Source organism: Nonomuraea sp. NPDC049480, assembly GCF_044465905.1.
Taxonomy (GTDB): Bacteria; Actinomycetota; Actinomycetes; order Streptosporangiales; family Streptosporangiaceae; genus Nonomuraea.
Map to the genome: position 1 here is coordinate 13,496 of NZ_JBITMD010000046.1, position 12,583 is coordinate 26,078.

A 12,583-nucleotide genomic window follows, 5' to 3' on the forward strand; every position below is an offset into this window, starting at 1 on the left:
TAGCGCGCCAAGCAGTGGTGCGCCGCCCTTCCTCCGGTGCGGTCCGGGGATCATCAGCTTGCCCCTTCGCCGAGGACCTGGCGCTGGAGACGGTCCATGAGCTCGGGGTCGGTGCCGCTTCCTGGTCCGGTGATCCGGGCGCGGAGCGGCCGTCGCGGGCCGATGAGGTCCGCCTCATCGTGTGCGTCGTGTTGTTCGGCCTCGGCCAGTGCCCGGTACACCGAGGCGACCGAGGGGTGCTTGCCGGCGTTCTTGCCGGTCTTGATGGTGAGCTTCCTGGCGATTTCCGGGACCGGGACGCCCTTCTGCTTGAGCGCGAGGGCGAAGGTCAGCGCGTCGTCGTCGATGACCTTCGGCCGGCCGCCGTGGTTGCCCTTGGCCGCGGCGGCGTGCTGGCCCTCCAGGGTCTTCTCGCGGATGTAGTTGCGGTCGAGCTGGGCGGCGACGGCGAGCACGGCGAAGAACATCGCGCCCATGCCGTTGGGGTCGTAGATGCCGGTGAGCGGGCCGGTGAGGAGTTCGAGCTGGACGCCGGCACGCTGGAGCTGGGCAGACAGGGTCATCAGCTCGGCGGCGTTGCGGGCCAGGCGCTTGAGTTCGTGGACGCTGAGGATGACCTCCTGGTCAGGGGCGGCCTGCTTGATGTCGTAGGCGAGCGTGAGCGCCTTGTCCAGCTCCGGGCGGACTTTGACGCGGGTGCTGATCTTCTCGGAGAAGATCCGCTTGCACTGCGCGGCCGCCAGCGCGTCCAGCTGGCTCTGCAGCTCCTGCTGCGCGGTCGAGCAGCGCGCGTACCCGATCCGGATCGGTTTGGCGACCGGCACCGCCGGGACCGCCTCGATCGGCGGGCCGGGTTTCCACGGCCGGGCGGGGCCGCGGTCCTCGGGAACGAGGACTTCGAGCTCCTCTCGCAGGGCGGGGACGAGGATGAAGCGGGCGGTGTGATACTTACTCGCGGTCTTTGCGCCGCGGGTGCGGCACGGACTCCCGGCGGGTACCTCGCACTTCGGGCAGGCGTGTCGTTCTGCCGCGTGTGCGGCTTGCTCGGGCGTCAGATCCACCCCGCCAGTCTCTCAGAACTCTCTTGCAGAACGCCGAGCTTTTGAGAGGTTTTCTGCGAGCGACAATCGGGTCAAACCGGACGCGTTTCGGGGGTCTCGCAGAACTCTAGCAACTGGTCATTTCTGCGAACCACACGAGCTACATCTGGGTTCGCGCGTACGCGTGCAGCGCGTCGCGGACGAACGCCGCCCCCGCGGCGTCGTCGTACATGCCGGCGAAGCGGGGGTCGTCGACGTACATGTCCCCAAGGCCCTTCACCATCGCGATCGAGCGTTCCCGATCGCCGTCCGCCGTGGGCGTACCGGGGATCTCGCTGAGCCACCGGACGTGCCGGGCGGCCAGCGTCTGGGCACGCGCCGAGGTCGGAGAGATCCCGGCCCTCGCCGCGGCGACCCAGGCGGCCACGAGGTCCTCGACGGCCTGCTTCCAGGCCAGCTGCTGGTCAAGGGTCTTGCCGTGCCACCAGTCGTTGCTCACTTGGAACGCGCGCTCGCCCCAGCGTGAGATCACCTCGTCCTTGTAGCGGTCGTTGAACCCCGACAACATGACGTCCATCCGCGGTTCCGCCCCCGCCTGCAGGGCCTCCAGCGTGTGACGCACAGAGCGGATCTGCCGTTCGATGCGGTCCCGTTCCTCCTCCAGCGCGGCGATGTGAACGCGGAGCCCATCGCACGTGTCCACCTCGTCCGCCAGGACCTTGGCGATGGCCGGCAACCCCATGCCGAGCCGGCGCATGAGCAGGATCCGCTGTAGCCGGGCGACCGCGCCCGGGTCGTAGTAGCGGTGCCCGTTCGCGCCGACCCGGGACGGGGCCAAGAGCCCGACGCGGTCGTAGTGACGCAGGGTGCGGCTGGTGATGCCGGCCCTCGTCGCGAGTTCCTGGATCGTCCACTCCATCGTTCCAGTGTTACCCGCGGCGGATCGTGGTTGCGATGATCTCCGAGCTGTCGGCGTGCAGGGCCTGCGCCGCCGTCTGCCCGGTCGCCGCCAGGTAGGTGTCGACCAGCCGGTTGCCCGCGGCGTACCCGGCGCCCATCGGCAATCCCACCGGGGTGAGACCGAAGCGCTCGGCGCTGGGGTCGCCGTGCACCCAGGCGGTGAAGTTGTGCATGCCTGTCACGTCGAGCCCGGTGAGCACCTTGGCGAAGACCTCGTCGTCGTGCAGGTGCGGCACGCCGATGCGGGCGGGGCCGAGTTCGTCGCCGTAGAGCTGTCGGGCGAAGGCGTCGGCCAGGCCCTCGCCGACGATGTGCTCGCCGACCGTGACGGTCATCGGGTCCCACACAACCCCGCCCGGGCTCCACCGCAGGTTGTGGTGCAGTTCGTGCACGGCGGTGGCCTCCAGCCGCTCCACGTTCTCGGGGAAGGGCCAGAACGTGATGGCGATGTTGCCCGAGATGCCGCCGAACCCGGTCATTCCTAGGCAGGGACCCATGAAGTGCTTGTCAGCCGGATCGCCGAGGACGAACAGCACGGTGATGTCCGGGGCCTCCAGCCCCGGCGTCGCCTCCAGCAGTACGGCGAGAGCGTCGTCGAGCGCGCGTTGCATCCGCTCCCAGGCTCCGGCCGCCGCCAGGGTTTCGAGCGCGTCAAGGCAACGCTCCTCGTCGCGGTCGATGGGGAACCCGGACGTTTCGAGGTGTATGGCCACCAGGTCGACCTCGCCGGGGTTGTAGCGGTACTTGCCGCTGTTGGGCTCCAGCATCGAACGCAGCAGGTCAGCGCGCTCCGCGACCGGGGCCAGCAGGATCTGCCTCATGGCGGAGTAGGTGTCAAGAACAGTGATCGACATGGCCCCGATGCTAGAAGTTGACGCAGCGTCAAGGTCAAACCAGCGGCGCTCTTCGTCGAGAATGCGGCCGACATGCCGTCACCCAGCGCCGTCATGGGCTGGCCGTTCTCCGCTGGATGGACTCATGCAACGTGGTCGGCAGCCGTTCCCGCGTGCGCAGTTCCTCGGTCTTCCAGTCCGTGGTGAACAGCATCCACCGCTGCGGCTCCGCCGCCTCGGATCAGCTACGCCAGAGGGGCTCCTCGGGGCTGGTCAGAGGCCTGTTGCGACCTCGCCGGCGGGCGAGTGGGTGGGACGGCCGAACGGGCACCTTCGGAAGACCGGCATGCGCCGTTGATCGAACAGTCCGGGTTCACCTCATCAACGACGTCGGGATGACGCTGTGTCACCCGACCGGGACCTTGCCTCGAATCCGGATCTGCCGCCGACCGGGCGTCACGGCGCGTCACGAGCGTCCCCCGCAGCGAACATCCGGCCATCAGCGTCGAGGTCTGACCAGAGCGGCGAGCTCGGTGTCGACGACTTCGGCGGCGTAGGGGGCGGCGTCCGGGGTGATCGGGCGCAGCAGGCCGAACACCTCCATGGACACCAGGCCGTGCAGGTGCACGAACAGGTCGAGCCAGACGGCGAGGACCTCCGTCGGCACCCGCTGTCCGTGCCGTCTGGACCAGGTCTCGAGCTGTTCGGCGGTGCCCGGTGACAGGTGGGCGGCGCGGCGGTGCAGCGCGTCGGGGTCGAGGCGGTCTTCGGCGTAGGCGCGGGCGAGCAGCCCGAGGGCGAACCGGCCGATGCGGGTGCCGGCACGCACGGTGTCTTCCGGCGGCGCGACGTAGCCGGGGACCGGTGTGCCGTAGGCGAGCCCGAACTCGGCTGGGTGGGCCACCGCCCATGCGCGGTACGCGTGCCAGGCCCCACGCAGCGCCTCCCCCACGTCATCGTGCGCGCCGCCGGCTTCGACGGCGTCGGCGTGCTCGTCGAACGCAGCGACGATGAGGTCGGTCAGCAGCTCGTCGCGGCTCGGGAAGTAGCGGTAGAGGGCGGAAACGGCGATCCCGACGTCGCGGGCGATGGCGCGCAGGGACAGGCCGGCCGCGCCGGAGCGGCGCAATTCCTCGAGGGCGGCGGTGCGGATAGCGGCGAGCAGCTCCTGCCGGCGGCGGGCCCGCAGGCCGGTGGAAGGAGTCGTCATCCCGCCATGGTCCCACAAAACGAGAACACTGTTCTTGACAGGCCGAAAAAAGAGAACGATGCTCTTAACGAGAGCAGTGTTCTCTATTTCTGTCCGACCTTCTCGGGAGAGTCCCTCCATGACCACCGCCGCACCGACGACGGCGCCGACCGCCGTCCGCGACCTGTTCACCAACCGATGGCTGCTGCTGTTCCTCGCCGCCTGGGCGGCCGCCACCGTCTACATCTTCACGACCGACCGGTCTGTGCTGCCGCTCAGCGACCAAGAGCCGATCGGGTACTTTTCCGGCATCGTCGGCGGCGTCGTCAGCATGGCGTTCCTATTCCTCCTCGCGCGGCGCCGGGCACCGCTCGACCACCGCAACGCCCCAGACTTCCGCAACCCCGGCAAGGAGACCGCCGGCCTGCTGGCCTGGATGGCGGCAGTCCTGGCGGTCGGCAGCATGTTCGACATCCGCACCCACATCGCGTTCGTCGGGCTCGCCCCCGGTGCGCAGGCCGTCTGGGACGGGCAGACCTCTGCGACCGCCATGACCTGGGCGATCTTCAACTTCGTCGCGTTCGCGGTGCTGCCGTACTGGTTCTTCCGTTACCGGCTGGGCTACCGCCCGGACAGCATGCTGCTGCGGTTCGACCGGCCGAAGGTATGGGTGCCGTACTTCATCCTCGTCGGGCTCCCGCCTGTCTTCTTCGTCGCCACCCCGGAGTACTACACGACCTCCGTCACCGGGCACGCGCTCACCCTCGTGCTGTTCACCCTCGGGTCGTTCCTGCCCATCATGATCACAACCCAGTCACTGCTGACCCCGCGGCTGTCGGTCCTGGCGCGGTCGTGGGTGACCGGATCGGTCCTGTCCGCCCTCGCGTACGGTGCCCTCAACATCACTGAGGCGTTCCTCGCGTGGGATTCGCCCGCGCAGCTCGCACTGTCCCTCGCATGGTTCATGCAGGTCGCGTTCTGGGGTCTTGCGAAAGCCGTCACGACGCTGCGGACCGGCAACGCCTGGCTGCATATCGCGACCACCCACACCATCCACCTCGCCGAGGCCCCAGCCGTCGCAACCACCTTCGACCTGCGATGACGGCGACCCTGCTGGCCCTCGCCGGGCACGTCGCACCCCACGGCGGCACCGAGGGGTTCATCGGGGTCGCGCTGCTGCTCGTGGGCGCGGCGACGGCACTGTGGTGGGCCAGCCGACGAGACAGCTGAGGGGCGACGGTGGGGCGACGGTGGGGCGACGGCCGTCGGCTCGGCCGGTTTCGAGCGGACCCGCACCGATGGCCTCATCCACGCCTCCGCGCCGTGCTCGCGAGCCGAGTCGCCGACGCACTCGGACGCCTTCGGCCGGCCGACACACGCAAGCCGGACGATGCTGCCTCCGATCCGGCTCCTGCGAGCCGCGAGTGCGCGACCACGGTCGCGCTGAACGAAGACGAGTCCGAGCGCCTCGCTCAGGTGTCCGTCCAGGCCGGCATGCACTCCCGGACGGGCACAGATCCGGCCGGAGGAACCCATCGGCCTGACCTGGCTGTGCGCACCCATCGCCCTCACCTCACTGGCTGAGGCTCTGCCCGCTCTCACGTCGATCATGTCGGGGCGAGGGCTGGTTCTTGCCCTTCACAGATAGAAAATCTGTTGTCGTCACGATAGACATTCGCGCCGGGTGGGGGTAAAGTTTCTGCCATCGCAAGGGACGGATCCACGAGGGCAGCGCAGGACGAGCACCATGACGAACTGCCCGGACGGACGTGGACAGCAGTACGGAAACGAAGAAAGGCAGAAGGTCGGACTGCCGCGGCCAGTGCAGTGGAAGAGGGCCGGGGCGGTGGACGCGCTGCCGTTGCACGACGTCGACGCACGCTGTCGATGTAGGGATAACCGGAAAGGAGTGTTGAACGCCATCAGGATCGCCCGTCGCCGGCTAGATGTCATCGCCGCACGGGTACCGCAGCTCCACGAAAAGGACGGTGGTCTACGGTCACGCTTACGCGATCCCCGCGCCCCCGCCACATCGGGCGGCTGGTGCGGAAGAAGTGAACCGGCCGGATGGCCGGTCGATGGTGTTAAACCTCATTCGGGCCCCGGCGCATCATCGCGCCGGGGCCCCTGTTCGCATTCGGGGAAGGTTGAATGGATCAAACGCATCGGGTGTCGCACTCCGGGCAAGACCGACATCGCCGCACCTACGACACGGCGGCCGACAAGCCGTCCGTCTTGGCCGACGGCCCCGAGCAACGGCTCGATGACGAGGACTACCCGGCCTACAGCATGGGCCGCGCCGCCGAGATCCTCGGCGTCAGCCCGGCGTTCCTGCGCAGTCTCGGCGCCGCCAAACTGATCGAGCCGCTGCGCTCGGAGGGCGGCCACCGCCGCTTCTCCCGCTACCAGCTACGCCTGGCCGCCCGTGCCCGCGAACTCGTCGACGCCGGCACCGCCCTGGAGGCGGCCTGCCGCATCATCATCTTGGAAGACCAACTCGCCGAGGCTCTGCGCATCAACGAAGAACTGCGCCGACGCGACTGACGCTGTATCCCGGCCCCGGCATAGCCGGGATCCCAGGACCCGCCGCACAGCAAAGACGTCAGGCAGCCGCCGCGACAGTGCGCACCTGGACGGTGGCGGCGGGCTGTTGCGGGAAAGCAGCGAGAGGGCGTGCCACCCGCCGAGGGCAGGTTTCGGTCCGGGCGTTCGGGGATGAGCCCGGCGCTCTGCGGCACGATGACGCTGGATCGGGCGTTTCCGCAGCTCGTGTCGGCTCGCCAAGTATCTTTACGTCGACCCGCGCCCGGCCTGTCGGCTCCACCTCAAGATCGTGCATGTGGGTTCTGGGCATATGAGGGCTGACCCCCGGCCCTGCCAGCGGCACGCGTTCACGATGGCAGAGCCCTGATCTGGTTGGAGCTTGACGCGGGCCACGGGGCTTGTGCCGGGCAACGGGCCGGTCAGTGGCCGAGGCCGGCCTCGCGGGCCTGGATGATGGCATGGGCGCGGTCGGCGACCTGCAGCTTGGTGAAGACATTGGACACGTTGTTGCGCACTGTCTTCGGCGACAGCGACAGGTGCTCGGCGATCATCCGGTTGGACAGGCCGGCCGCGATGAGCGCGAGTATCTCCCGCTCTCGCGCCGTGAGCTGAGGAAACGGCTCCTCGCGGACCGGCGGGGCCGCGGCCAGCCTGGCGAAGTAGCGCGTCACCCGGCCCGCGAGCGCCGGCCCGAAGATCACTTCCCCGCTGGCCACGGCCGTGATCGCCCGCAGGATCTCGGTCTGGTCCGCGCCCTTGAGAAGGTAGCCCCGGGCACCCGCGAGCATGGCGGCGAAAACGCTCTCGTCGTCCTCGTGCATCGTCAGCACCAGGACGTGCGTCTGCGGGCAGGCGGCGACGATGCGTTCGGTGGCCTGCACGCCGTCCATCCGGGGCATCCGCAGGTCCATCACGACGACCTGCGGGCGGAACCGGATGGCCTTGGCAACCGCCTCCTCCCCGTCTGCGGCGGTCCCCACCACCTCGGCCTGCCCTGTGGAGGCGAGCATCATGCGCAGGCCGTCCCGGTACACCGGATGGTCGTCGGCGAGCAGCACGCGCGGCGTCACGAAGCGGTCACCGCCCCGGCGGGCAGAACGGCGTGGACCCGGGTCCCGCCGCCGCGGCGGGACCCGATCGCACACCGGCCGCCCAGCTCCTCCGCGCGCTCGCGCATGCCGAGCAAGCCCACCCCGACAAGAGCGCCCGAACCGACTCCGCGCCCGTCGTCCGTCACCTCGACCTCCAGCGTGCTCCCGGCCACGGCGACGCGCACGTGGCAGTTGGCCGCGCCGGAGTGCCGGGCGACGTTGGTCAGAGCCTCGCAGACGATCCGGTACGCCGCCACCTCGGTCGCGGCAGGCAGCCCCGCCAGGTCTCCCTCCGCGTCCACCTGCACGGCGAGCCCGCCGTCCCGGAATCGGCCGGCCGCCTGCCGCAGAGCGCCGGCCAGGCCGAACTGGTCCAGGGCCGGCGGATGCAGGTCGTGCACGAGCCGGCGCACGTCGCCGAGCATCGTGGCCAGGTCCGTCCTGACCTGGTCCAGAGCCTGCCGGGCGGCGTCGGCGTCGCGGGCCACCAGATTGTTCGCCGCCTCCACCTTCAGTGCGGCGGCGGCCAACGTGGGCCCCAGCCCGTCGTGCAGGTCCCTGCGCAACCTGCGGCGCTCTTCGGCCACGCCGGTGACCAGGCGCTCGCGACTGTGCTGCAGTTCCTCGGTCAAAGCGGTGGCCCGCACGGCGGCTGCGGCCTGGCGTACCACGTCGGCCAGCAACCGCTGGTCGGACTCGGTCGGCCACGCGCCCGCGCGTGGCACCAGGGCGAAGCGGCCGATCAGCGCCTCGCGGTAGGAGAACGGCAGCACGACGACGTCCTTTCGGGGCGTGCCGTGCTCCACGACGACGGTCCGACCGTCCGCGCGGTCCAGCTCGACCCGCACGTACGGCGAGCGGAACGCCGCCGCCACGGCTGCGGCGGCCTCTACCAGCAGTTCCTCGGGCCGCACGGATTCCTCGAGCCGCCGGGCCAGGGCCGAGACCACCTCGTACGGCTCCGCCCGCCCCGCCAATACCCGCTTCACCCACTGGCGGACCCGCTCCCGCAGCGGCGCGTAGACCACCCCGACCGCGACCGCCGCCAGGACCGCCGCGATCGGCTCGTCGATGAGCGCCCCCAAGCCCACGAAGACGGGCACGTCGATCGCGATGACGGCGACCGCGAGCCCGCCGTACAGCATGGTCCAGCCGAGCACCGGATCGATGTCGTAGAGCCGGTACCGGCTCACCGCGATCAGGACGGCCGCGGCCAGCGCCACCAGAGAGGCGACGAAGGCCAGGTCCTGCGGCACCCCATCCACGACGGCGGGGGCCAGGATCAGGATCATGTTCAGCAGCGCCGCCAGCAGCATCCAGCGAAGCTGCGCCCGTCGCACGCCGGTGGAGCCCTTGAACCGCCAGGCGAAGGCCGCCACCGGCACCAGGAGGCTCGCCACCAGCAGGACCGGCGCCAGCGCCAGCGCGGAGCGCCACAACTCGTCCGGGATCGGAGGCAGCGGCGGGTCGAGCCCCGGCCACCCGGCGTCCGCCGACTCGATCCGCCACGGGACGGCCACGAACACCAGGACGATCAGGCCCGTGGAGCCCAGAGAGAGCCATGCGGCCCACCGCCAGCGCGGCGACGGCAGCCGCCCGTCAGGGAAGAACAGCAGTATGAGCAGCGGAAGCAGGTTCAGCAGCGGGCCCAGCCGCGCCCCGGCGTAGACCGCCGCCGGGGTGAACGGCAGCGTGCCGCCGTGGCGGGTCAGCGACAGCACCGCGTACGCGCCGGCCAGTCCATTGAGGGCGGCCACGGCCCCGCCACCGATCAGCAGCCAGGTCATCAGGTGGCGCGGCAACCGCACCGCCAGCACGGCTCCCGCGATGGCCAGGGCCGCACCGGGCGCCGTCGAGGACCACACGGCCCAGTCCAGCGGCTCCGGCCGGATCACCGTCCCGGTCGCCACGTCGGCCCAGGTGGCGGCCACGCAGGCCACGACGCACAACACGGCCAGCGTCGCCGCCCCTGCCGCGATCCGCCGATCCGCGGCGGTGTGCGCGGCACCGTTCGCCGCCGAAGCACGATCCGGCGCGGATGGGGCCGGGCCGGGTGGGGCGGGGCCGGCGGGAGAGGGATCGGACACGCCGCCAGCGTGTCACACCACGCGTCCCACCTTCACGGGGGCGGTGTCCCTCCCCATCCGGGACAAATGGCCCGGTCACGGAGGGCGGAGTCGGGACTCTCCCGCGTGGCCCTGCTCCCTGGGCGCCCGGGACACACAGCCGGGATCGTACGTCCACCGACACACAACGGAGGAAGAAACGATGCCCAGTCGCATAGTCCCCAGCAACGTCAACCCCAACGAGCCCGTGGCGGACCGGCGCATCGTGGACCCGGCTCGCATGCGGATCGCCGGGCTGCTCCTGGCCGTCGGGGCCACGGCCTGGGCGGCCGGCACCGTCATCGTGGGAGACAAGATCCAGGAGGGCATCCAGACGCTCGACACCCTCACCGGGATGCTGTTCGTCGCGGGGATCTTCGCCCTTGTCTGGACGGTGCTGTCCACCCGCGGTGCCGGCGACGGGTGGACCCGGGTGATCCCGGCGGGGCTGCTCGTGCTGCTGCCCGGCGCGTTCCTGCTCAACGCGCTGTCCTTCGGCTACGCCAGCCACGACGACTTCCCGCTGCCGCTGATGATCCTGGACGCCTGCTGGCCGCTCAGCCAGATCGGCATGTTGGTCCTGGGCATCGCCATCGCGGTCAAGGGCCGTTACCAGGGCGCGTTCCGCTGGTTGCCGCTGCTCGCCGGGATGTGGTTCCCGGTGACCACGGTGGCTCAGATCTTCGGCGGCTCCACCGTCTCGGTGTATGTCAGCGCGGCGTGGCTCCTCGGCACCCACGCCCACCTGGGCGTACGGCTCGCCGCCCGCCCCATGCTCTGAGGCCGCCCCGTTCGGTTGCTTGCGGCTCTGTTCTGACTTCGGGGCGTCCGCCGCAGCCCGGCCGTGGCCTCGGTGCGCCGCGGCGCGTGGGGTGAGGTGTCAGCGCAGGAGGAGGGAGCCGAGCCGGGTCCAGGGTGGACAGAACCGAGACGGCGCTGGTGAGCCGGCCGCGGGTGGTGGCCTGAGCGATGGCCGCGAGGGGATGGCGGGGTTGGCGACGGAGAAGTCGGGGCTGTGGTGCTCGCCCAGGGCGAAGACGTCCAGGCCGGGCCGTCGGCGCCACCCACGGGGTGGGCGGTCAGTTGCTGATGGCGGGCATGGCCCGCCGGTAGCGGGCGTCGGTGAGCTGGGAGGCCAGGAAGGCGGCGATGTCGGCGCGGCTCATCGCGGAGCCGACCTTGTCATGGCCGAGGAAGCCGGAGCGGATGCGGCCGGCGGCGGGCTTGTTGGTGGGGTTGGTGATGCGGGCGATGGTGTAGTCGAGCCCGGAGCCGGTGACGGCCTCGGTCATGCCCGTCAGTTCGGCCAGCGCGGTGGGGAACATCAGCTGGGCCATGACGGGCAGGACCTTGTGCTTCCAGTGCGGCTTGTCGCGCGGGTCGGCCAGCGACGGCGTGGCCAGGCCGATGAAGCGGGACACCTTCTGCGCCTCCATGACCTGCACGATGGTGCGGGTCCCGTCGGTCACCGGGGTGCCGGTCGCGGACCGCTTCAGGGACGGGCCGAGCGCGCTGATCACCGCGTCCGCGCCACTGAGGGCCTGCTCGACGGCATCGCGCTCGGACAGCTGCCCGGTGACGACCGTGAGGTGGGAGTGGGTGAGGCTGAGCTTGGCGGGGTTGCGGACCAGCGCGGTGACCTGGTGGCCGTCGTCCAGGAGCTGCTGGACGACAAGGCGGCCGATGCCGCCGGTCGCGCCGAAGACGGTGACACGCATCAGGGGGTTCGCGGCCAGGATCAGCAGGACGGCGTTGAAGGCGATCGCCCCGGGTTCTTTGCGGCGGGCATGGGTGATCGCGGCCAGCACCATCACCACGACCAGGCCGGTCGCGGCCAGGGGGGTCAGCACGGGGGCGATGCCGGTGACCGCGGGCAGGATCAGCCCGAGCGCGGCGGCGAACTCCACGATGCCGATGAAGCGGACGGTGGCCTGCGAGAAGTCGGCCGTCCAGGGCAGCCGGCCGACCAGTTTCTCCTTGGGCTGGGTGGACTTCATGACGCCGGCCATGGCGAACATGGCGGCCAGCACGGCTTGCACGATCCACAAGAAGACGTTCACGTACGGATTCCTTGGCAGAGGGGGACGGGGTAGGGAGGGAGCGGATGCCCCCTCCCGGGAGCGGGGTGGGCCGGCCGGTCAGGCGTTGAAGACGGCCTCGGAGCGGTCGCGGTTCTCGTACAGGTCCCAGTACAGGGGGGCGATCTGCTCGGGCGTGGCCGCCGGAAATCCTGCCGGGCCGCCCCCGCCGATCCAGACGTTGATCGCCACGTGGGCGGCGTACACGCCGCTGACGGCCAGTTCCTTGTTCAGGTTGAGCACCCAGTTGCGCAGAGCCGCGGCGGCCGCGTTGACGTTGCCGAGCATCGGCACCGGGTCCACGGATCCGCCGCCGGTCGTGAACAGCAGGGTCCCCGCGCCGGCCTCCCGCATGGCGGGCAGTACCGCCCGGGCCGCCGCGACGGCGCCGTAGAAGTTGTACTCGATCTGTGGCTGCAGATTGTCCACCGTGACCTCCGAGGGTGAGGCCAGGGTGACGCCGGGCACCGGGGAGTGCGGGGCGGGGGAGTACTCCAGTACGTCGATGCCGCCGAAGCGGGCCTTGGCCGCGTCCAGGGCATCCGTCAGTGAGGCGCGGTCGAGGACGTCGGCGGGGAACGCTACGGCCGTGATGCCTTCCTGGCCGAGCTGGGCGGCCAGCGTTTCCAGCTTCTCCTTGGTGCGGGCGATCAGGGCGACGTCGAAGCCGCGGCTACCGAAGGTGCGGGCGATGGCCAGGCCCATGCCGGGGCCGGCGCCGACGATGGCGATGGTGGGCACGA

At 70.6% G+C, this 12,583-nt stretch carries 12 protein-coding genes; 4 read left to right on the plus strand and 8 right to left on the minus strand.

Going from position 1 to position 12,583, the window contains the following annotated elements:
• Positions 1-53: 53 nt before the first annotated feature.
• From ACIBX3_RS58060 to ACIBX3_RS58075, 4 genes are all read right to left on the minus strand, one after another.
• A complete protein-coding gene (locus ACIBX3_RS58060; protein ID WP_397129426.1) occupies positions 54-1,061 on the minus strand; it encodes a recombinase family protein in 1,008 nt (335 codons plus the stop codon).
• 139 nt (positions 1,062-1,200) lie between these two features.
• Positions 1,201-1,959: a MerR family transcriptional regulator gene (locus tag ACIBX3_RS58065; RefSeq protein ID WP_397129427.1), complete on the minus strand. Its 759-nt coding sequence runs from the start codon at positions 1,957-1,959 to the stop codon at positions 1,201-1,203.
• A 10-nt stretch (positions 1,960-1,969) separates the two neighbouring features.
• Complete coding sequence (locus tag ACIBX3_RS58070; protein WP_397129428.1) at positions 1,970-2,854, minus strand: DUF2268 domain-containing protein; 885 nt, start codon at positions 2,852-2,854, stop codon at positions 1,970-1,972.
• A 478-nt stretch (positions 2,855-3,332) separates the two neighbouring features.
• On the minus strand, positions 3,333-4,043 hold the full coding sequence (locus tag ACIBX3_RS58075) for a TetR/AcrR family transcriptional regulator (RefSeq protein ID WP_397129429.1): 711 nt from the start codon (positions 4,041-4,043) through the stop codon (positions 3,333-3,335).
• A 118-nt stretch (positions 4,044-4,161) separates the two neighbouring features.
• Between ACIBX3_RS58075 and ACIBX3_RS58080 the strand changes: the two genes are divergently transcribed.
• The 3 genes from ACIBX3_RS58080 (at position 4,162) to ACIBX3_RS58090 (ending at position 6,566) form a co-directional block, all read left to right on the plus strand.
• Entirely contained in the window at positions 4,162-5,124 is a 963-nt protein-coding gene (locus ACIBX3_RS58080; protein WP_397129470.1) for a hypothetical protein, read from the plus strand.
• Positions 5,121-5,252 carry a hypothetical protein gene (locus tag ACIBX3_RS58085; protein WP_397129430.1) on the plus strand — a complete coding sequence of 44 codons (132 nt, stop codon included), beginning with the start codon at positions 5,121-5,123 and terminating at the stop codon, positions 5,250-5,252. The genes ACIBX3_RS58080 and ACIBX3_RS58085 overlap by 4 nt, the downstream gene beginning before the upstream one ends.
• A gap of 921 nt (positions 5,253-6,173) precedes the next feature.
• Positions 6,174-6,566, plus strand: coding sequence for a MerR family transcriptional regulator (locus ACIBX3_RS58090; protein WP_397129431.1), 393 nt, complete (start codon positions 6,174-6,176; stop codon positions 6,564-6,566).
• Positions 6,567-6,985: 419 nt separating this feature from the next.
• On the opposite strand, the gene ACIBX3_RS58095 is transcribed toward ACIBX3_RS58090, so the two are convergent.
• The gene (locus ACIBX3_RS58095) at positions 6,986-7,636 is read right to left on the minus strand and encodes a response regulator (protein ID WP_397129432.1); all 651 of its coding nucleotides are present in this window, start codon (positions 7,634-7,636) and stop codon (positions 6,986-6,988) included.
• On the minus strand, positions 7,633-9,744 hold the full coding sequence (locus tag ACIBX3_RS58100) for a sensor histidine kinase (RefSeq protein ID WP_397129433.1): 2,112 nt from the start codon (positions 9,742-9,744) through the stop codon (positions 7,633-7,635). Before ACIBX3_RS58100 ends, ACIBX3_RS58095 begins: the two co-directional genes overlap by 4 nt.
• 181 nt (positions 9,745-9,925) lie before the next feature.
• Here ACIBX3_RS58100 and ACIBX3_RS58105 point away from each other — a divergent pair, with 181 nt between their 5' ends.
• Positions 9,926-10,543 carry a hypothetical protein gene (locus ACIBX3_RS58105; RefSeq protein WP_397129435.1) on the plus strand — a complete coding sequence of 206 codons (618 nt, stop codon included), beginning with the start codon at positions 9,926-9,928 and terminating at the stop codon, positions 10,541-10,543.
• Between the two features lie 298 nt (positions 10,544-10,841).
• On the opposite strand, the gene ACIBX3_RS58110 is transcribed toward ACIBX3_RS58105, so the two are convergent.
• A complete protein-coding gene (locus tag ACIBX3_RS58110) occupies positions 10,842-11,822 on the minus strand; it encodes an NAD(P)H-binding protein (protein WP_397129436.1) in 981 nt (326 codons plus the stop codon).
• A 78-nt stretch (positions 11,823-11,900) separates the two neighbouring features.
• Entirely contained in the window at positions 11,901-12,581 is a 681-nt protein-coding gene (locus ACIBX3_RS58115) for an SDR family NAD(P)-dependent oxidoreductase (protein ID WP_397129437.1), read from the minus strand.
• Positions 12,582-12,583 lie beyond the last annotated feature (2 nt).

Coding starts and splice junctions, on each gene's coding strand:
- ACIBX3_RS58065 (WP_397129427.1), bottom strand. CDS start 1,959: ATGGAGTGGACGATCCAGGAACTCGCGACGAGGGCCGGCATCACCAGC.
- ACIBX3_RS58070 (WP_397129428.1), bottom strand. CDS start 2,854: ATGTCGATCACTGTTCTTGACACCTACTCCGCCATGAGGCAGATCCTG.
- ACIBX3_RS58075 (WP_397129429.1), bottom strand. CDS start 4,043: ATGACGACTCCTTCCACCGGCCTGCGGGCCCGCCGCCGGCAGGAGCTG.
- ACIBX3_RS58080 (WP_397129470.1), top strand. CDS start 4,162: ATGACCACCGCCGCACCGACGACGGCGCCGACCGCCGTCCGCGACCTG.
- ACIBX3_RS58085 (WP_397129430.1), top strand. CDS start 5,121: ATGACGGCGACCCTGCTGGCCCTCGCCGGGCACGTCGCACCCCACGGC.
- ACIBX3_RS58090 (WP_397129431.1), top strand. CDS start 6,174: ATGGATCAAACGCATCGGGTGTCGCACTCCGGGCAAGACCGACATCGC.
- ACIBX3_RS58105 (WP_397129435.1), top strand. CDS start 9,926: ATGCCCAGTCGCATAGTCCCCAGCAACGTCAACCCCAACGAGCCCGTG.